Below are 17,447 nucleotides of genomic sequence, written 5' to 3'. Positions count from 1 at the left end.
GCTCAGTTCTCCTCCGTCGTCATGTGTGCGACCCGCTGATCGCGTCGTACCTGATCGCCGACGGCCACCGTCAGGCGCACCGTCCCGTCGTGGGGCGCCAGCACCGGATGCTCCATCTTCATCGCCTCAATCGAGACGAGAGGAGTGCCGGCAGTCACCTGGTCGCCGTCTCGGACGTGCACCGCCACGACGCTTCCCGGCATCGGGGCCCGAGCATCCGGACCGCTCTCGGTCTCGCGCCGCTCCCGCGCCTGCAGGCGGTGCAGCATGCGGGCGCGACGATCCAGGGGCCGCAGGCGCATCGTGCGTCCGTCCTCGCTCACCCAGACGCCGCCGTCGACGTCCGTCGCGACTGCCGCACGAGCTGCAGGTCCGTCGGCTGCAGGAGCGACGATCACCTCGCCCCGGTCGGTCAGGAACGAGACCTCGTGGCGGTCGCGCTCGGTGAGTGCCTGCCACACCTGGCCCGCCCGTCGAGCCCTCCTAGCCTCGCCGACCGTGTCCTCGGCGTGCAGGACCGCGCGGCTCGCGGCCACCAGCATCGTCGTCGTCGGCGGCTCGTCTTCGAGGGGCAGAAGCGTCTCGATGAGTCCGGTGTCGAGGTCGCCGGCCATGACACGCTCATCGCGGCAGAGCAGCCGGAGGAACGCGATGTTCGTGTCGACACCCAGCACGACGGTTCTGCTCAGAGCTTCGTCGAGGAGGCGGAGGGCGGAACTCCGGTCCTCCGCGAAAGCGATCACCTTGGCGATCATCGGGTCGTAGAACCCCGTCACCTCGCTGCCGGTCTCGACCGCCGCGTCGACTCTCACCCCCCGCGGCGGGTCGAAGAGCAGAATGCGCCCGGTCGAGGGAAGGAACCCGCGCTCAGGCGACTCCGCGTATACCCGCGCCTCGATCGCGTGCCCGCGAACCGTGGGTGCAGGGTCGAGGCGTCCTCCCGCAGCGATGCTGATCTGGAGAGCGACGAGGTCGAGCCCGGTCACCTCCTCCGTGACGGGGTGCTCGACCTGCAGACGGGTGTTCATCTCTATGAAGAAGACCTGATCCGGGGCATCCGCATCGATGAGGAACTCGACGGTGCCGGCACCCACGTAGGAGACGCTCGCCGCGGCCTGCGTCGCAGCCTCGAGAAGACGGTCCCTCGTCGCCTCGGGGATGCCGGCGGACGGAGCCTCTTCGATCACCTTCTGGTGTCGGCGCTGGAGTGTGCACTCGCGCTCGCCGAGGGCGATCACCGTGCCATGCGTGTCACCGAAGACCTGAACCTCGATATGGCGTGGGCGGCGGATGAGCCGTTCCATGATCAGCGAGTCGTCACCGAACGCCGAACGGGCGACCCGCCGCGCGGAGGCCAATGCGGCGCTCAGGCCGGCCGGCGCCTCGACGACCTCCATCCCCTTGCCGCCGCCCCCCGCGCTCGGTTTGACGAGCAGCGGGTAGCCGACGGCGGCAGCCTCTTCGGCGATCTCCGCGTCCGACAGACCTCTCGCATCGAACCCGGGAACCACGGGGACTCCGGAGCGGACGACATGATCGCGCGCCTTGGCCTTGTCGCCCATGATCTGGAGTGCCTCGATCGAAGGTCCGATGAACACGACGCCGTTCTCTGCGCAGGCCTCCGCCAGCCCCACGCTCTCCGAGAGGAAGCCGTAGCCCGGGTGGATGGCCTGCGCTCCCGTCGCACGCGCGGCCGCGATGACGGCGTCGATGTCGAGGTACGACTCGGCGACCGCGGCCGGGCCGATCCGCACAGCCTCGTCGGCCTCGCGCACATGGGGTGCGTCGGCATCCGCATCGCTGTGGACGGCGATGCTGCGGATGCCGAGAGTGCGCAGCGTGCGGATGATGCGCCGCGCGATCTCGCCGCGATTGGCGACGAGCACCGTGTCGAAGTCACGGGAGGCTGAGGTGTTCGTCATGGCGGTCACATCCGGAAGAGGCCGAAGCGCGGATCGGGCAGGGGGCTTCGCGCGACCACGTCGAGGGCGAGCCCCAGAAGGTCGCGGGTCTGGGCTGGATCGATGATTCCGTCGTCCCACAGGCGGGCTGTGGCGTAGTACGGCTCGCCCTGGGTCTCGTATTGCTCACGGATGGGCTGCTCGAAAGCCGCCCGCTCCTCGGAGCTCCAGCTCTGTCCACGTGCCGAGAGCTGGTCGTCCTTGACCGTCCCGAGAACGGAGGCTGCCTGAGCGCCGCCCATCACCGAGATGCGACTGGCCGGCCAGGTCCACAGGAATCTCGGCGAGTATGCGCGCCCGCACATCGAGTAGTTGCCGGCGCCGAAGGATCCGCCGATGATCACCGTGAGCTTGGGCACACGTGTGCTCGCGACGGCGGTGACCATCTTGGCCCCGTCCTTCGCTATGCCCCCTGCCTCTGCGTCCGACCCGACCATGAAGCCCGAGATGTTCTGCAGGAAGACCAGGGGGATGCCTCGCTGATCGCAGAGCTCGATGAAATGCGCACCCTTCAGCGCGGATTCGCTGAACAGCACGCCGTTGTTCGCGACGATCCCGACGGGATGCCCGTGCAGCCGCGCGAACCCGGTGACGAGGGTCGTGCCGTACTCCGCCTTGAACTCGCGGAAGGTGTCGTCGTCGACCAGCCGAGTGATGACGTCGTGCACGTCGTACGCGGCGTTGACGTCGACGGGGACGACGTCGTAGATCGATCCCGACTCCGCGGGCTCACGGGTGTCGTGCACCTCCCACACCGGGTGGAGAGGCGCCGGCAGCGTGGCGACGATGTCACGCAGAATCTCCAGCGCGTGCTCGTCGTCTTCGGCGAGGTGGTCGACCACGCCGCTGCGTCGGGCGTGCAGTTCACCGCCGCCGAGCTCTTCCGCTGAGACGACCTCGCCGATCGCCGCCTTGACGAGCGGCGGGCCGCCGAGGAAGATCGTGCCCTGGTCACGGACGATCACGGTCTCATCGCTCATGGCAGGGACGTAGGCCCCGCCAGCCGTGCACGAGCCCAGCACGGCAGCGAGCTGCGGGATGCCCTCGGCCGACATCCTGGCCTGATTGAAGAAGATGCGGCCGAAGTGCTCCCGATCGGGGAACACCTCGTCCTGCCTGGGGAGGAAGGCGCCGCCCGAGTCGACCAGATAGAGGCAGGGCAGTCGGTTCTCGAGCGCGATCTCCTGCGCGCGCAGGTGCTTCTTGACCGTGAGCGGGTAGTACGTTCCGCCCTTCACGGTGGCGTCGTTGCAGACGACCATCACGTGGCGTCCGTGCACGAGACCGATCCCGGCGATGACTCCGGCGGCCGGTGCTTCTCCCCCGTACAGTCCGTCTGCTGCCAGAGGCGCGATCTCGACGAAGGGACTGCCCTCGTCGAGGAGCCTGGTCACACGGTCTCGTGGAAGCAGCTTGCCCCGAGCGATGTGCCTCTCGCGAGACGCCTCGGGCCCGCCTCTGGAGGCGACCGCGAGCCGTTCGTGCAGCTCGGCGGCGAGGGCCTGCTGGGTTGCGGGCATCGTGACGTCCTCCTCGACCACACGGCGCCGGCGTCATCGCTCTGGCGCACTGGATGCTTTCTCGGTTAGTGTTCACTAACCGATCACATCAGGTTAGCGAGGATTAACTGAGATGACAAGCCCCCCGACTGCGCGAGATCGCGCGAAGGCAGAGCGGTCGGACGCGATCCTCAGAGAGGCGGCGCGGCTCTTCGCCGAGAGCGGGTACAACGGAGTGAGCCTCGAGGACATCGGCGCCGCCGTGGGCGTATCGGGCCCGGCCGTCTATCGTCACTTCGCAGGAAAGCAGGCGCTGCTCGGTGCCGTGCTGATAAAGGTGAGCGACGATCTCGTCACGGGCGGCACCCGGGTCGCGTCCGACGGGTCCACTCCCGAAGAGCGCATCCGCGCACTCGTCGAATTCCATGTCGAATTCGCCCTCGGCAACGCCGACGTGATCCGAGTGCATGATCGAGACGTGGTGCACCTGGCAGCTCCGGATCACGCCGCGGTCCGACGACTGCAGCGCGCGTACATCGAGCTCTGGATCGACACGCTGAGTCCACTCGTCGACGCCGATGCCGACGAGCTCCGCCTGCGGGTGCAGGCGTGCTTCGGGTTGATCAACTCGACACCGCACAGCACGCGGGCGGCAGCCAGACACCACTCCGCCACCGCGGCAGTGCTCGCCGCGATGGCGGAATCGGCGCTCCGGGCGATTACCTGAGGAGCATCGCCCGCCCTGGTTCCTCCAGCACGTCGGCCACGTCCCTGAGGAATTTCGCGCCCTCCGCCCCGTCGACGATCCGATGGTCGAACGAGAGGCTGAGCGTCATCACGTGGCGAAGGGCGATCTCGCCGCGGTGCTCCCACGGACGACGACGGACGGCACCGACCGCGAGTATCCCCGATTGCCCAGGCGGGAGGATGGGTGTGCCCGCATCGACCCCGAACACCCCGATGTTCGAGATCGAGAACGTGCCACCCGACAGCTCCACCGGAGACGTCCTGCCTTCACGTGCCGTGGCGGCGAGAGACTTCAGGGCATCCGCGAGCTGAACGAGGCTCAGAGACTCGGCGTCGCGGATGTGGGGCACGATGAGTCCCCGTTCGGTCGCTGCAGCGATTCCGAGATCGACGTACCCGAACTGCACGATCTCCCCGGCGGAATCGTCCCACCGCGCGTTCAGGCCGGGGGCGCGGGTCAGTGCGAGACACACCGCCTTCGCCACGACGGCGAGCGGACCGATCCGGTGTTCGGACAGCGACCGGTCGCCGCGCAGCGACTCGAGAAGGTCCATGGTCGCCGTCACATCGACCGTGTGGAAGACCGTCACGTGCGGCGCTGTGAACGCACTCTCGACCATCGCCGCGGCGGTGTGCTTGCGTACCCCGCGGATGGGGATGCGGGTCTCCCGCGAGTACTCCCGGAGCCCCGTCGCGTCGTCCGGAACCGCAGCGCGTCGCGGTTCGGAGTCGGCCTGCTCGACGGTGACGCCGGTGCGAGCGACGTAGTCGTCGATGTCGACGCGCGTGATCACTCGATCTCCGACCGACGCGGCCACCAGGGTGAGATCGACGCCGAGACGCTTGGCGTACGCGCGCACCGGCGGCGTGGACCGGGGCCGTTCGACGACGATCTCGACGCTCGCCGTCGGCGAGGCGTCATGCGGTGCCGCCTCGAGCACAGCCGTGTCGGTCGAAGCTCTGGCTCCGGCCGCACGTCTGGCACGCCGCGCGGGCCGCCCGGATGCCGCGGGGGCGGCCCCGTATCCCACGAGGTTGGGCTGCGCCTTCTCCTGCCCATCGACTCCGGCCGAGTCCGCCGCGGGCGACCCATCGGCCCCCTCCACGTCGAACTCGATCAGGGGCGCCCCGACCGCGATCGTCTGACCCGCCTCGGCGTGCAGGGCGGCGACCACGCCTTCGTAGGGAGAAGGCAGCTCGACGATCGCCTTGGCGGTTTCGACCTCCGCCAGAGTCTGGTTCAGCGTGACCGTGTCGCCGGGTGCGACGAGCCACTGGACGACCTCTGCCTCTGTCAGTCCCTCCCCGAGGTCCGGCAGCCGGAACTCCGCGTTCATGCGTCTGCTCCCGTCAGGCTGTTCGGACGGTCGAGGACGCGATCGACGGCATCCAGCAGGCGGTCGAGGTCGGGGAGGTGGTACTTCTCGAGCTTCGCCGGCGGATAGGGAACGTCGTGCCCGGTCACCCGCAGCGGAGCGGACTCGAGGTATTCGAAGCATCGCTCCGTGACGCTCGCGATCACCTCGGCGGCCATGCCCGCCTCGCGTGACGCCTCGTGGGCGACGACGACCCGTCCGGTCTTGCGGACCGACGTCGCGACCGTGTCGTAGTCGACGGGCGACAGCGAGCGCAGGTCGATGACCTCCAGCGAGGTGCCTTCGTCCTCCGCGGCCTCGGCCGCCTGCAACGCGGTCGTGACCATCGCCCCGTAGGTGATGAGCGTCGCGTCGTCGCCTGCTCGTACGACACGTGCGAGTCCCATGGGCGCAGCATCCGCCAGCGGGGCGTCGAGGTCGACCTCGCCCTTCTGGTGGTAGAGCCGCTTCGGCTCGAAGAAGATCACCGGGTCGTCCGACGCGATGGCCTGACGCAGACTCCGGTACGCGTCCTCGGGATTCGACACGGCGATCACGCGGAGTCCCGCCGTGTGCACGAAGTACGCCTCGGGCGATTCCGAGTGGTGCTCGGCCGCGCCGATTCCGCCGGCCCACGGAATGCGGATCGTGATCGGCATCCGTACCCGACCCTGCGTGCGGTAGTGCAGCTTGGCGACCTGGGCGACGATCTGATCGAACGCGGGGTACACGAACCCGTCGAACTGGATCTCGACGACGGGCCGGTAGCCACGGAACGCCAACCCGACAGCCATTCCGACGATGCCGGACTCTGCGAGAGGCGTGTCGATCACGCGCTTCGCACCGAACTCGTCGAGGAGTCCGTCCGTGATGCGGAAGACGCCGCCCAGCCTGCCGATGTCCTCGCCCAGCAGCACGACCTTGTCGTCGTCGCGCATCGCCTGGCGGAGGCCGGCGCCGAGCGCCTTCCCGAGAGTGATCTGCGTCATCATCACACCTCCCCGTCGAAGGAGGCGAGGTACGCGGCGTACTCTTCGCGCTGGCGGTCGAGCCCGGCATGCGGCTCGGCATACACGCCGTCGAAGACGGCGAGCGGCGGGCGGGTCACCATGCTCAGGCACTCGGCGCGCATCTCCCGTGCCGCGACGTCGGCGGCCTTCTGAGTCTCGGCGATCTGCTCGTCACTCAGCTCGCCGATCGAAAGCAGATGCGCTTCCAGGCGCGCGATGGGGTCGCGACGGCGCCATGCCTCGAGCTCGTCGTCCCTGCGGTAGCGAGTCGGATCGTCGGCTGTCGTGTGCGGGCCCATCCGGTACGTGACCGCTTCGAGGTAGGCGGGGCCCTTTCCCGCTCGGGCGTGCGCGAGTGCCCAGCGCATCGCAGCCGTGCACGCGAGAACGTCGTTGCCATCGACCCGCAGGCTCGGGATGCCGAAGCCGGGCGCCCGCCCGGCGATCGGATACTTCGACTGCACCGACACGGGCTCCGAGATCGCCCAGTGGTTGTTCTGGCAGACGAAGACGACCGGGGCCTGATACGAGGAGGCGAAGATCATCGCCTCGTTGACGTCGCCCTGGCTCGTGGCGCCATCGCCGAAGTAGGTGACCGCGACTTCGTCCGCGCCTTCATGACGGATGCCGAGCGCGTAGCCGACGGCATGGAGCGTCTGCGCTCCGATGATGATCTGCAGCGGAGCCACCCGGAGCGCTGCGGAGTCGTGACCCGCGCCCTCCTCGCCGCGCCACATGCGGACGAAGTCGCCGGGCTTCGCGCCGCGCGCATAGATGACCCCCGTCTCCCGATAGCTCGGGAAGACATAGTCCTGCGAAGCGAGCGCCCTGGCTGTGCCGATCTGGGTCGCCTCCTGACCCTGGCACGGCGCCCAGAGTCCGAGCTGTCCCTGACGCTGGAGAGCGACGCCCTCCGCGTCGATGCGACGGAGGATGACCATGTCGCGATGCAGCGCCCGCAGCTGTGCTGCGTCGACGTCAGCGACGTAGGAATCGAGCAGCGGGTTCGAGATCCGCTCGCCCTCCGGTGAGAGGACGCGCTCGGCGAGTTCGAGATCCTGTGCCGTATCGGCGATCGGGGTGATCTGCGGTGACATCATCGTCCTCCTCATTCATGGCCGTCGTCACGGGTTCTACGCTCGGCCCCGGCCTCATCGCCGGTTGACTTCAGCGTACGTCCGCTCATCACCTCGCTCAAGCAACCGCGATCGGCTTGAGCATGTTGCCAAATCTGGGCGTCCCCCACCCTGCTATCGTTTGGCACTATGGCCGGACTTGACCGCATTGATCTGGAACTTCTCGCCGCCCTCGCCGATGACCCCCGGGTCACGATCGTCGCGCTCGCGGAGAATCTCGGGCTGTCCCGCAACACCATTCAGGCACGCATGGCGAGGCTCGAGCAGACCGGGATCTTCCAGTCGTACGAACGATCGTTCTCCACCGATGTGCTCGGGTTCCCGCTTCAGGCGTTCGTGAGCATCGGGGTGCGTCAGACAGAGCTCCCACGCATCATCAACGAGCTGGCCCGGATCCCCGAGGTCGTGCAGGCGCACGGACTCAGCGGGTCGATCGACCTGCTCGCGCGCGTCGCGTGCAGGGACGCCAGGCACCTCTTCGACACTGACGCGCGCATCCTGTCGATCGAAGGTGTCGAACGCACCGAGACCTCTCTCGCGATGGGCGAGGTGATCCCGTTCCGTGTCGCCGGCCTCATCGGCCTCGCGCGACGGGAATCCTGAGGAATCGACGAACGGCGCCGGCCGCCTCGGCCGGCGTCTCGTAGTGGATCAGGTGGCCGACTTCGGCGATCTCGACCAGCGTGGCGTCGTCGAAGCGGGTCGCGAGCTGTCGCTCGACCTCGATGGGGGTGATGTCGTCCCGCTGGGCGGCGATGAGCAGCGTGGGCGTCGAGATCGACGAGGCGAACTCGCTCACGTCATGCGACACGCTCGTCACGAACGCATCCCGGAGGACGTCGCGGTCCGCGAAACGCGAGAAGTAGGTGTCGTGCTGATCGTGGATGAACCGTCGCAGCTGCGGGTCCGACGTCTTGGCCATCGTGATGCTCATGACCCTGACGATCAGACGGTTGCGCAGGAGCGCGGTGCCCGCTCGCTCGGGCAGGCGCGCCCCGAGCGAGTAGTACAGGACAGCGAGGCGCGTCATGATGCCCTTGGGGCCCTCGAGTGCGGGCGCCCCGATCGGATTGATCAGGATCAGCCGCGGCGTCTCGAGACCCGCTGCGACCGCGGCCGAGGCGACGATCGATCCGAAGGAGTGTCCGAGGATCACCGCTCCGGGAGCCGCCGTCGCCGCGAACTCCTTCAGCCAGGCGACGTACTCGTCGAGATCGTACGTGCGGCCCGCGACGGGGGCCGTCTCGCCGAAACCGGGGAGATCGGGAGAGATCACCCGGACCTCGGGAAGGAAGGCGAGGACGGGCTCGAGACCATGGTGCTCGCCCCGGAACCCGTGCACGGCGACCACCGTCACGTCGGCGTCGACAGGTCCGTACTCCCAGAACACGGTCGTTCCGCCGCGGACCTCGACCTCGTGACGCGCGACGGGCAGTCGGCTGAGGCGGTCTGCGTAGGGAGAGGGGACGGTCATGGACCAAGTCTAGAGTCGACGCATGCATGCTCTCCGTGCGCCTCCGCGCGGATGTCGGAGCCCGGATCTACGGTGAAACCATGCCCCCGGCCCCCTCGCTCCCGCACTGGATCACTCGCGTCGGCGTGTTCGACCTCGAGACCACGGGTGTCGATGTGGAGAAGGACCGGGTCGTCACCGCGCATGTGGGGCTCCTCGATGCAGATGGGCGCGAGATCGCAGCCAGGGACTGGTTGTCGGATCCTGGCGTGCCGATCCCCGAGGGCGCCACGGCCGTGCATGGAGTCACCACCGAGCATGCCCGGCGGCACGGCCGTCCGGGCGCCGAAGTGGTCGAAGAGGTGACCGCTGCCCTGCGATCGCTGCTCTCGCAAGGGGTTCCGATCGTCGCGTACAACGCGGCGTACGACTTCTCCCTCCTGGCGCATGAGGCGCATCGCCACGGAATAACGCCGCTCGAGAATCCCTCGCCGATCATCGACCCTCTCGTGATCGACAAGGCGTACGACCGGTACCGGCCGGGCAAGCGCACGCTCGAAGTGGTCGCTGCTCTCTACGCCGTGAGACTCGAGGATGCGCACGAGGCCGCCGCCGATGCGGTGGCCGCAGGCCGGGTCGCGCAGGCGCTGGCGCGTCAGTTCGTGCTTCCCGAGACCCTCGAGGAGCTGCATACGCGGCAGATCGGGTGGGCCCGTTCGCAGGCGGCGAGCCTCACGGAGTACTTCATCCGGATCGGTCGCCTCGAGCCGGAGGAGCGCCTCGACGGCACCTGGCCGGTGCGCGCCCACCGCACTCTCGGGGAGGTGCCTCGCGATGCGGTTCCGAACCAGTGATGTCTCCCGGGTCGAGAGCACCTGGAAGCAGTTCGTCCCGTCCGCAGTCCTGCACGACGTCGACCCCGAGCGGTTCCTCTTCGATTGGCACTCTGCGGATCTCGGGGGTGTGAGCCTGGTCCGCTACGACCTGGCGGCCGAGGTCCGCTCGACAGCGGAACCGCATGACCAGATTCTGGTCTGCCGAGTGGACGGTCCGGATGCACGGGTCTTCTCCGACCGCGGCCATCTCGATGCGAGCCGCCCCTGGATCTCCGACGGGCCACGAGTGCATGCGCGGTGGGACGCGGGTGCCCGAGTCACGGCACTCGTATTCGAGCGCGACACCCTCTCGCGCCTCGCCCGGCAGATCAGCGGTGACGACGACCTCGCCATCCGCGTCGCGGACCTCTCGCCTCGCTCCGCACATGCGGCCGCAGCATGGGATCGCATGTTCGCCTATCTCGAGTCGAGCGCTGCAGCCTTCGACGACAGCACGGACGATCACGAACTCCTGGACAGCGAGTTGGCTCGACATGCGGCGGCGACGACGCTCGCAGCCTTCGCGACCACGAGCCGTCTCGAGCGCCATCTCCCGGCGCAGACGACAGCGGCTCCGGCCACCGTGCGCCGGGCCCTCGATTACATCGCCGATAACTCACACCGGCCGATCACCGTCGATGACGTCGCCGCAGCCGTCCACATCTCGACACGGGGACTGCAGTACGCCTTCCGACGGGCGCTCGACACGACACCGGCAGAGTCGCTGCGACGGGCGCGACTGGACGGCGCGCATCGCGACCTGCAGTCCGGCACTTACTCGACGGTCACCGCGGTGGCCCGTCGATGGGGTTTCTCTCACCCTTCCCGGTTCGCTGCCGCGTATCGCGACAGCTTCGGCGTGCTTCCTTCGGTGACAGCCGCGAAGCACCGCCGATGACACTTTGCGAACAGATTGTTCGTGCCCAGCGCGTGCCGCGGGCCGCCGGTGCGAAGGCTCGCCCTCGGACGAATATATTCCGAGATATGGGTTCTCTCTATTACGGCGCCTCGGAGCCGATCCATATCGACGATCGCGCGCTCGCGCACCTCAAGGTCGTCGTTGCGACGAAGCTGCGTCGCAACGAGAGCTTCACACTGACGTGGAAGCACCCGGAGGGTGATCCCGAAGGCCGCTCGACGGTCTGGCTGCATCCGTCGATCCCCCTGCGGTTCGTCTTCGACGAGAGCGAGGCACCGGAGCTCAGTCGTCGATGGATCGAGGATCTCGCGCACTCCGCCAACTCGAGCGGCGGGATCACGCTCGTCGACGAACTGATCGAGCCTTCTCCCGACGTCCCGGTTGCAGACGGTCGCTGAGCCGGGCGCGGTGCTCACGGTGTGCTCCACCTGTGTCAAGTCCTTCGCCGGCCTCATCGATCGATGAGATGATCGCTCCGATGACAGAGCGCACCGAAGAGCACGAGTCCGAGAGGGCCGGGAGCGTCCAGTCGCGGAAGCCATCCGTCCGCTCCCCCACGACCTCCGTGGTCATCCCTGTCAAGGATGACGCCGTGCTGCTGGCACGCTGCCTGCGGGCCCTCCACGCACAGGAGTCGCCAGCCGACGAGATCATCGTGGTCGACAACGACTCCTCCGACGCGTCGGCATCCGTGGCGCGAGCATCGGGCGCGCGCGTGCTCACCTGCATCGAGCCGGGCATCTCCGCTGCAGCGTCCACCGGATACGACGCCGCGGGCGGTGATCTGATCCTCAGACTCGACGCGGACTGCGAACCGGATCCCGACTGGATCTCCGCCGTCGTCACCACCTTCGGAGAGGACGAGCGCACGGGGGCCGTGACCGGACACGCGCGGTTCACCGACGGGCCAGCGGCGCTCCGCCTCCCGCTCGCTCGACTCTATCTCGGGGCCTACACGAGCCTCTTGAGTGTCACGCTCGGTCACCGACCGCTCTTCGGCTCCAATCTCGCGTTCCGCCGGGAGGCATGGCATGCGGTGCGTGCGGACGTCCATCGCGGCGATCCTCACATCCATGACGACCTCGACCTCGCCTTCCACCTCGGTGAGAACCATCGCATCGCGCGGCTCCCCGGCGAGTCGATGGGGATGTCGATGAGACCACTCACCGCAGGGCAGTTCGGCCGACGAGTGCACAGAGGTTTCCGCAGCGTGCTCGTGCACTGGCCGCGCGACTTTCCCCCTGTCCGGTGGGCACGCCTCGCGGTCCGGCGTCGTCGGCGCGGCCCCGCATCGCGGAGGACTCGATGACCGTCCCTCCGTTGATCGGCCCGGCGGTCACGCCGGACGTGCACGTGATGTCCTTCAACATCCGCCGCGCCATGGAGGGGCCCTTGCGTCCGAAGCGCGATCGCTGGAGTGTGCGCGCCCCGGCAGTCGCCGAGATGCTCGACTCGGAGCGTCCGACGATCCTCGGGCTGCAGGAGGTGCTGCCCCGTGCGACGCGCGTCGTCGCCGAAGCGCTCGGTCCCACGTATCGGTTCGTCGGCAGAGGAAGAGGTCACGCGTACGCGGGCGAGAGCACTCCGCTCGTCTTTGACGCCGAACGCCTGGAGCTGGATGGGTGGGAGCAGCGGGCCCTCTCAGCGCGTCCCGACGAACCGGGCAGTCGGTCCTGGGGCAACCTCATCCCCCGCATCCTCGTGACGGCGGAGTTCTCCGACAGGGCGACGGGCGTCCGGTTCCTCGTCATCAACGCCCATCTCGACCACCTGTCGTCGCGTTCTCGGCGGCGATCGGCAGGGGTGATCGCCGCCGTGATCCGCAAGCGAGGGCTTCCGGCCATCGTGATGGGCGATCTCAACGCGGGTCCCCGCTCAGGCGCCGTACGCCTGCTTCTCTCGCACGCGCAGCTCACCGATTCCTGGATCGCCGCAGAGGATCGACTGACTCCGCTGTGGAGCACGCTCAACGGGTATCGACGACCGCGGCTCACAGGGCGGCGCGTCGATTGGATGCTCGTCAGCCGGGGCGTGAAGGTGCGCGCCGCCGCCATCAACGCACACGTCTTCGGCGGGATCAGACCCTCGGACCACCTGGCAGTGCAGGCGCTCGTAAGTCTGGAAGGGAAGACACCGTGAAAGAAGACTTTCTGCGACCTCCCCGCACCCTCACCGAGTGGTCCGCCGACATTCTGCGAGCTCTGGGGATCATCGGGGTCGGCTTCGCGCTGATCTGGCTCACCCCGACGGATGCGGGCATCGCCGCGCTCGCTCTTCCGGCCCTGATGCTGCCACGAGTCCTGGGCCTGCGCGGGTCGTTCGACCTGGTGGTGTGCTCGACCGTGCTCGTGGCCGCGTGGAGCAACGTGTTCGACCTGTATCGGACGGTCCCCGGATGGGATCTGCTCCTGCACCTGGTGTGCACGGGTGTTCTGGCCATCGTCACCGCGCTGATCCTCACCAGGGCTGACGTCGTCGTGATGACTCGTGATCGCAATGCCAAGCCGCGAACGCCCCTCGTCCTCGCACCGCTCTTGGCCCTCGCGCTCAGCGCGATCTGGGAGATGGTCGAGTGGCTGGGCTGGGCCTACCTCAGCGACGAGATCTTCGTCACGTATCAGGACACGATCGGCGACATGGTCTTCGGCGGAATCGGCGGCATCACGGCGGGGGTCATACTCGCGACAGCATCTCTGAACCGACCGCATTCGAGATCTGAGTTCGGCGAATCGACGAACGGGAGTAGGGCGGGCGGGACTTGAACCCGCGATCGTTGGGTTATGAGCTCGACATGCGCACCCCCGCCGAGTTCGAGGCAAACTACTGCGCTGGCCTCGACATAGCCTTGAGAACACCCGTTTCCCACAACGCCCAATAGGAACGAAACTCAGGGCGACTCAGATCTTGAGACAGGCAGGGTTCCCAGCGCGGGCTTCCGTCATCGGCTTCATCGTGCCTAGCAGAACACTCGGGCAAGCTGGCGCAGAAGTGTTATGCGGTCCGACCCCGGTCAGGAGAGCGATCGCGAGAATGAGGCCGTGCTATATATCGTCACGCTCTGGTCGTTCGTCCCGAAACGGGCTATCGTCGGCCCGACAATCATGTCGCGTTACGCCTCCCTCTAGCGAAGGAAAGACATTGCCTCGAACCGCCGCGTTCGAAAACTGAGGGTAATCACATCGGCTCTTCTGACGATATTCGCGATAGCCTTTGGGGGCCACATAACTGCGGTGCCTGCAACGGCCGCGTCGGTTGGAGGGCAGTGCTACCACTTCCAAAGTGGTCTCGACGCGATCTGCGCCGGGGATGACAAGAGCTTCGATTAGTGTACGCCATATGGGTGGCCTGCCTACGTAGGCAACCAATTTGGCGCCGCGATGGCATACCTGGACGATGTGACCGTCTTGGTCGATACCTACGCACCCACTTGCGGTACGCAAACGGATATCGGCGGATATCTTGACGGTTCTCCGGAATACAACCTCCGCGGAACGACAATCCGAGGAGCAGCAGTATGCACCAAGCCGATGCACTATTGGGGAAGCGGAACCTGCGATCAAGGCTCGATGATCATCCACTCAAGTCTCATCGGAACCGGGAGCCAATTTCGCAAGACCCTTTGCCATGAAATTGGCCACTTCGTGGGCCTGCGCCACTATAGCGCACCAGGGGCTATCGCCGCCTCCTGTGGTTCATCGACCAGATCAACATATTCCTCCGATGAGATCGCATCGATCAACCGGGTGTACACCGCCGTTTTCGGCTAAGTCGATTTAGAACAATTCTTCAGGGAGACCCAATGTCGAAAACAATGATCAAGAGTACTTTCGCTGCGTCCGGAGTTGCACTCTGCGGCATACTTTTGGCAGGTTGCACATCGCCCTCACCCCAAGCTGTGGAGACGTCGGCTTCAGTGCCGACCGCTTACGACCTGATTGGGAACTGGAACGTATCTGGTTTTGACGTTGAACCTGTCGCGGAGGTTGACGAGATGACTGAGTTCTCGGAAGCGGGAGTCATCGGTACAGTAGCCGGATTCACGCAGGGGGAACTCGACACAAACGCACCAGAAGGCACTCCCACCTACTCGCCCGTTCTCATGAAAATCGATGTCAGTCGAACAGTTGCCGGCGAATTGACGGACCCGAGAAGCGATACGATCTACGTCGCGCTACCGGGCAACCTCGAGGCCTTCGAATACGAAACAAACGTAGGTGTAGGAACCCCGGTGGTGGTCTACGTCAACGACATCACTTCCCCAGACGGGCTCGTGGGAATGTCGCTGAAGAGTGGCGCACCTGAGGGAACGACCGTCTACACTGTCACCCATCCGGGGGGATTTGCGTTCGAGTTTCGCGCCGGTGATGAGCCTAACCAGCGCTCGACCTCGAGCGAAGAACCCGTGCTCGTCTTCCCCTACGAGTCGGGAGTTGCTCAAGGCGTCGGCGTTGACGACTTGGTGCCTGGCGAAGATGTTCCCGCGCTTATCGAAGCACCTTGAATCTGCAGGCTCAGATCGGTTCCATGCACTCGCGGAGCGCATTCGTGATCAAAGCCAGCCGTTGCGTACTTGGACGGCAACTGCATCAAGAACGGACGACTAGCGGGCTCCACCTTGAGCAAAGAACATAGCGGGACCTTCTGGCGCTCCCAGGCCAGCGCCGAACTCGCTCATGTACATCGCACGTTCGCTGGAGAGCTCAGCCGCCCGCCCGGCTCACCAAGTCGCCATGACGTGGTGGTGCGGGGTGAGGGTAGCGTGCCGGGGTTTTCCAGCCGACCTGTCTCCTCATCAGTGACGTCGGACCGCTCGCAGACCGCGATGTGCTCGTTCATGACCACCCTCGAGCAGCGGGGGAGTTCACCTGCCGGGTCGGACAAGTCAGCACTGAGCTCGCGCAGGCACACCGAGCAAGCCCCAATACCGTGCATCCCGCGCGTGAACTGCGTCATTCAATCTCGATGAACTCGGCGGGCCCCGACAGAGGAGAGCTCACAGCGCCACGAGACCTCGACGGAGCGCCAAGGGGAAGAGTAATGGTCACGCTCTCCACATGCGCGGTGAGGCGGGCCCCGCTCAGCACTTCCTTCTACGAGGACGTCCCGCCCGCAGCTGCTGGCCATATGACGGTCAGATTGCTACCGGATGGAGAACGCTCGAATGTGTGAACCCTCCCTGAGCCCGTGGAATCACGCTGATCGTGAAGAGTATCGAGTAGGGCGGGTCGGACTTGAACCGACGATCGTTGGGTTATGAGCCCACTGCCTTAACCAGCTTGGCCACCGCCCCGTGATGACAAGCCTATCGGGCCAAACCGGTCAGATCGGTGTCGCGGCGGCGTGCGTCTCGAGGTGCCTCAGATAGATCTCGGCGTTCGCGATCAGATCCGCACGCTCGTCGTCGCTGAGCGATCGGCGTACCTTCGCCGGGACCCCGGCCACCAGCGAGCCATCGGGCACCTCGGTTCCCCCGAGCACCACTGCTCCGCCGGCGATCAGGCAGCCGGCGCCGATGACGGCGCCACTGAGGACGACAGCCCCCATGCCGATGAGCGAGCCGTCCCCGATCGTGCATCCGTGCACGACAGCGTTGTGGCCGATCGACACCTTCGCGCCCACGATGACGGGATGAGCCGCATCGACGTGGACCGAGACGTTGTCCTGCACGTTGCTGCCTGGACCGATGACGATGGACTCCGAATCGCCCCGGAGTACGGCGTTGTACCAGACGCTCGCCCCCTCGGCCAGTGAGACATCACCGACGATGCGAGCACCCTCGGCGATGAAGGCGCCTTCAGCCACCGACGGGGTCTTTCCCGGGAGCGCGAGGACAGAGGCTCCGACTGCGATGCTCATGAGGTGAGACTATCCTCTCAAGGCCGGATTTCCGCATGATTCCGGGGCACTAAGCCGAGCCTTCGCTTGCTTGCGGAATGTTTTCAGACGAGTAGCGTTGTCATCAGCAGGCACGAAGAGACAACTCCGGAGGAGTCAAGATGAGCAAGGTACAGACCGTTTCCACCACCGCCAGCGACCCGACTGTGGCAGCTGCAGCGGCTCAGTTCCTCTCCCCCGTCGTGCTCGGTCTCCAGGCACTGACGATCGATGGCAAGCAGGCGCACTGGCACGTGCGCGGCGCCAACTTCGTCGGCGTCCACGAGCTCCTCGACACGATCGTCGCGCACGCCGGTGACTTCGCAGACACGGCCGCCGAGCGGATCGTCGCCCTCGGTCTCCCGATCGACGCACGCATCAGCGCCGTGGCTGCAAAGGGCAGCGCGACCTCGGTTCCCGCCGGCTTCACCCAGTCCGACGAGCTCGTGCGCGCTGTCATCTCCGACATCGACGCGATCCTCATCGACGTGAAGGCTGCGATCGACGGACTCGACGAGGTCGACCTCACGAGCCAGGACGTCGCGATCGAGATCATGCGCGGACTCGAGAAGGACCGCTGGTTCCTCGTGTCGCACATCGCTGCGTAACCACGACACC

The 17,447-nt window shown here is 66.6% G+C and carries 18 protein-coding genes and 1 tRNA gene; 11 read left to right on the top strand and 8 right to left on the bottom strand.

Features of this window, described 5'->3' with window-relative positions:
* Positions 1-2: 2 nt before the first annotated feature.
* Positions 3-1,922, bottom strand: a complete 1,920-nt coding sequence (locus tag FIV50_RS08255) for an acetyl/propionyl/methylcrotonyl-CoA carboxylase subunit alpha (protein ID WP_140037022.1) — start codon at positions 1,920-1,922, stop codon at positions 3-5.
* Between the two features lie 5 nt (positions 1,923-1,927).
* Positions 1,928-3,481 (bottom strand): carboxyl transferase domain-containing protein, encoded by a 1,554-nt coding sequence (locus FIV50_RS08250; protein WP_140037021.1) that lies wholly within the window; start codon positions 3,479-3,481, stop codon positions 1,928-1,930.
* A gap of 112 nt (positions 3,482-3,593) precedes the next feature.
* On the opposite strand from FIV50_RS08250, the gene FIV50_RS08245 reads away from it, so the two are divergent.
* Positions 3,594-4,187, top strand: coding sequence for a TetR/AcrR family transcriptional regulator (locus tag FIV50_RS08245; RefSeq protein ID WP_140037020.1), 594 nt, complete (start codon positions 3,594-3,596; stop codon positions 4,185-4,187).
* Here the strand turns inward: FIV50_RS08245 and FIV50_RS08240 are convergent.
* The 3 genes from FIV50_RS08240 to pdhA are packed head-to-tail and all read right to left on the bottom strand — an operon-like array spanning position 4,180 to position 7,669.
* Positions 4,180-5,544: a dihydrolipoamide acetyltransferase family protein gene (locus FIV50_RS08240; RefSeq protein WP_140037019.1), complete on the bottom strand. Its 1,365-nt coding sequence runs from the start codon at positions 5,542-5,544 to the stop codon at positions 4,180-4,182. The two genes, FIV50_RS08245 and FIV50_RS08240, sit on opposite strands and share 8 nt — an antisense overlap.
* A complete protein-coding gene (locus FIV50_RS08235; protein ID WP_140037018.1) occupies positions 5,541-6,551 on the bottom strand; it encodes an alpha-ketoacid dehydrogenase subunit beta in 1,011 nt (336 codons plus the stop codon). Before FIV50_RS08235 ends, FIV50_RS08240 begins: the two co-directional genes overlap by 4 nt.
* Positions 6,552-6,553: 2 nt before the next feature.
* Positions 6,554-7,669 carry a pyruvate dehydrogenase (acetyl-transferring) E1 component subunit alpha gene (gene pdhA / locus FIV50_RS08230; RefSeq protein ID WP_140038688.1) on the bottom strand — a complete coding sequence of 372 codons (1,116 nt, stop codon included), beginning with the start codon at positions 7,667-7,669 and terminating at the stop codon, positions 6,554-6,556.
* A 168-nt stretch (positions 7,670-7,837) separates the two neighbouring features.
* Between pdhA and FIV50_RS08225 the strand changes: the two genes are divergently transcribed.
* Entirely contained in the window at positions 7,838-8,311 is a 474-nt protein-coding gene (locus FIV50_RS08225; protein WP_042536698.1) for an Lrp/AsnC family transcriptional regulator, read from the top strand.
* Here the strand turns inward: FIV50_RS08225 and FIV50_RS08220 are convergent.
* Complete coding sequence (locus FIV50_RS08220) at positions 8,283-9,182, bottom strand: alpha/beta fold hydrolase (RefSeq protein WP_140037017.1); 900 nt, start codon at positions 9,180-9,182, stop codon at positions 8,283-8,285. The genes FIV50_RS08225 and FIV50_RS08220 overlap by 29 nt on opposite strands.
* Before the next feature lie 80 nt (positions 9,183-9,262).
* On the opposite strand from FIV50_RS08220, the gene FIV50_RS08215 reads away from it, so the two are divergent.
* The 8 genes from FIV50_RS08215 (at position 9,263) to FIV50_RS08180 (ending at position 15,456) form a co-directional block, all read left to right on the top strand.
* The gene (locus tag FIV50_RS08215; protein WP_258184479.1) at positions 9,263-10,015 is read left to right on the top strand and encodes an exonuclease domain-containing protein; all 753 of its coding nucleotides are present in this window, start codon (positions 9,263-9,265) and stop codon (positions 10,013-10,015) included.
* Positions 9,996-10,934, top strand: a complete 939-nt coding sequence (locus FIV50_RS08210) for a helix-turn-helix transcriptional regulator (RefSeq protein WP_140037015.1) — start codon at positions 9,996-9,998, stop codon at positions 10,932-10,934. The genes FIV50_RS08215 and FIV50_RS08210 overlap by 20 nt, the downstream gene beginning before the upstream one ends.
* Positions 10,935-11,020: 86 nt before the next feature.
* Complete coding sequence (locus FIV50_RS08205) at positions 11,021-11,353, top strand: DUF7882 family protein (RefSeq protein WP_140037014.1); 333 nt, start codon at positions 11,021-11,023, stop codon at positions 11,351-11,353.
* Positions 11,354-11,433: 80 nt separating this feature from the next.
* Complete coding sequence (locus FIV50_RS08200; protein WP_140037013.1) at positions 11,434-12,264, top strand: glycosyltransferase family 2 protein; 831 nt, start codon at positions 11,434-11,436, stop codon at positions 12,262-12,264.
* Positions 12,261-13,094, top strand: a complete 834-nt coding sequence (locus FIV50_RS08195) for an endonuclease/exonuclease/phosphatase family protein (RefSeq protein ID WP_140037012.1) — start codon at positions 12,261-12,263, stop codon at positions 13,092-13,094. The genes FIV50_RS08200 and FIV50_RS08195 overlap by 4 nt, the downstream gene beginning before the upstream one ends.
* Complete coding sequence (locus FIV50_RS08190; protein WP_140037011.1) at positions 13,091-13,717, top strand: hypothetical protein; 627 nt, start codon at positions 13,091-13,093, stop codon at positions 13,715-13,717. The genes FIV50_RS08195 and FIV50_RS08190 overlap by 4 nt, the downstream gene beginning before the upstream one ends.
* A gap of 615 nt (positions 13,718-14,332) precedes the next feature.
* Entirely contained in the window at positions 14,333-14,722 is a 390-nt protein-coding gene (locus FIV50_RS18020; RefSeq protein ID WP_140037010.1) for a matrixin family metalloprotease, read from the top strand.
* Positions 14,723-14,946: 224 nt separating this feature from the next.
* On the top strand, positions 14,947-15,456 hold the full coding sequence (locus FIV50_RS08180) for a hypothetical protein (protein ID WP_140037009.1): 510 nt from the start codon (positions 14,947-14,949) through the stop codon (positions 15,454-15,456).
* 715 nt (positions 15,457-16,171) lie between these two features.
* Here FIV50_RS08180 and FIV50_RS08175 read toward each other — a convergent pair.
* Together FIV50_RS08175 and FIV50_RS08170 are read right to left on the bottom strand one after the other, a co-directional pair.
* Positions 16,172-16,245: transfer RNA gene (locus FIV50_RS08175), tRNA-Ile, on the bottom strand.
* A gap of 29 nt (positions 16,246-16,274) precedes the next feature.
* On the bottom strand, positions 16,275-16,811 hold the full coding sequence (locus FIV50_RS08170; RefSeq protein ID WP_140037008.1) for a gamma carbonic anhydrase family protein: 537 nt from the start codon (positions 16,809-16,811) through the stop codon (positions 16,275-16,277).
* Between the two features lie 140 nt (positions 16,812-16,951).
* On the opposite strand from FIV50_RS08170, the gene FIV50_RS08165 reads away from it, so the two are divergent.
* Positions 16,952-17,437 carry a Dps family protein gene (locus FIV50_RS08165; RefSeq protein WP_042536706.1) on the top strand — a complete coding sequence of 162 codons (486 nt, stop codon included), beginning with the start codon at positions 16,952-16,954 and terminating at the stop codon, positions 17,435-17,437.
* The last annotated feature ends 10 nt before the right edge of the window (positions 17,438-17,447 follow it).

Origin of the sequence: Microbacterium foliorum (assembly GCF_006385575.1) — a bacterium.
Lineage (GTDB): Bacteria > Actinomycetota > Actinomycetes > Actinomycetales > Microbacteriaceae > Microbacterium > Microbacterium foliorum_B.
Note: the sequence above shows the minus strand (reverse complement) of the source record. Positions and strands in the feature narration are given on the sequence as shown.

Coding starts and splice junctions, on each gene's coding strand:
- FIV50_RS08255 (WP_140037022.1), bottom strand. CDS start 1,922: ATGACGAACACCTCAGCCTCCCGTGACTTCGACACGGTGCTCGTCGCC.
- FIV50_RS08250 (WP_140037021.1), bottom strand. CDS start 3,481: ATGCCCGCAACCCAGCAGGCCCTCGCCGCCGAGCTGCACGAACGGCTC.
- FIV50_RS08245 (WP_140037020.1), top strand. CDS start 3,594: ATGACAAGCCCCCCGACTGCGCGAGATCGCGCGAAGGCAGAGCGGTCG.
- FIV50_RS08240 (WP_140037019.1), bottom strand. CDS start 5,544: ATGAACGCGGAGTTCCGGCTGCCGGACCTCGGGGAGGGACTGACAGAG.
- FIV50_RS08235 (WP_140037018.1), bottom strand. CDS start 6,551: ATGACGCAGATCACTCTCGGGAAGGCGCTCGGCGCCGGCCTCCGCCAG.
- pdhA (WP_140038688.1), bottom strand. CDS start 7,669: ATGTCACCGCAGATCACCCCGATCGCCGATACGGCACAGGATCTCGAA.
- FIV50_RS08225 (WP_042536698.1), top strand. CDS start 7,838: ATGGCCGGACTTGACCGCATTGATCTGGAACTTCTCGCCGCCCTCGCC.
- FIV50_RS08220 (WP_140037017.1), bottom strand. CDS start 9,182: ATGACCGTCCCCTCTCCCTACGCAGACCGCCTCAGCCGACTGCCCGTC.
- FIV50_RS08215 (WP_258184479.1), top strand. CDS start 9,263: ATGCCCCCGGCCCCCTCGCTCCCGCACTGGATCACTCGCGTCGGCGTG.
- FIV50_RS08210 (WP_140037015.1), top strand. CDS start 9,996: ATGCGGTTCCGAACCAGTGATGTCTCCCGGGTCGAGAGCACCTGGAAG.
- FIV50_RS08205 (WP_140037014.1), top strand. CDS start 11,021: ATGGGTTCTCTCTATTACGGCGCCTCGGAGCCGATCCATATCGACGAT.
- FIV50_RS08200 (WP_140037013.1), top strand. CDS start 11,434: ATGACAGAGCGCACCGAAGAGCACGAGTCCGAGAGGGCCGGGAGCGTC.
- FIV50_RS08195 (WP_140037012.1), top strand. CDS start 12,261: ATGACCGTCCCTCCGTTGATCGGCCCGGCGGTCACGCCGGACGTGCAC.
- FIV50_RS18020 (WP_140037010.1), top strand. CDS start 14,333: ATGGCATACCTGGACGATGTGACCGTCTTGGTCGATACCTACGCACCC.
- FIV50_RS08180 (WP_140037009.1), top strand. CDS start 14,947: ATGACTGAGTTCTCGGAAGCGGGAGTCATCGGTACAGTAGCCGGATTC.
- FIV50_RS08170 (WP_140037008.1), bottom strand. CDS start 16,811: ATGAGCATCGCAGTCGGAGCCTCTGTCCTCGCGCTCCCGGGAAAGACC.
- FIV50_RS08165 (WP_042536706.1), top strand. CDS start 16,952: ATGAGCAAGGTACAGACCGTTTCCACCACCGCCAGCGACCCGACTGTG.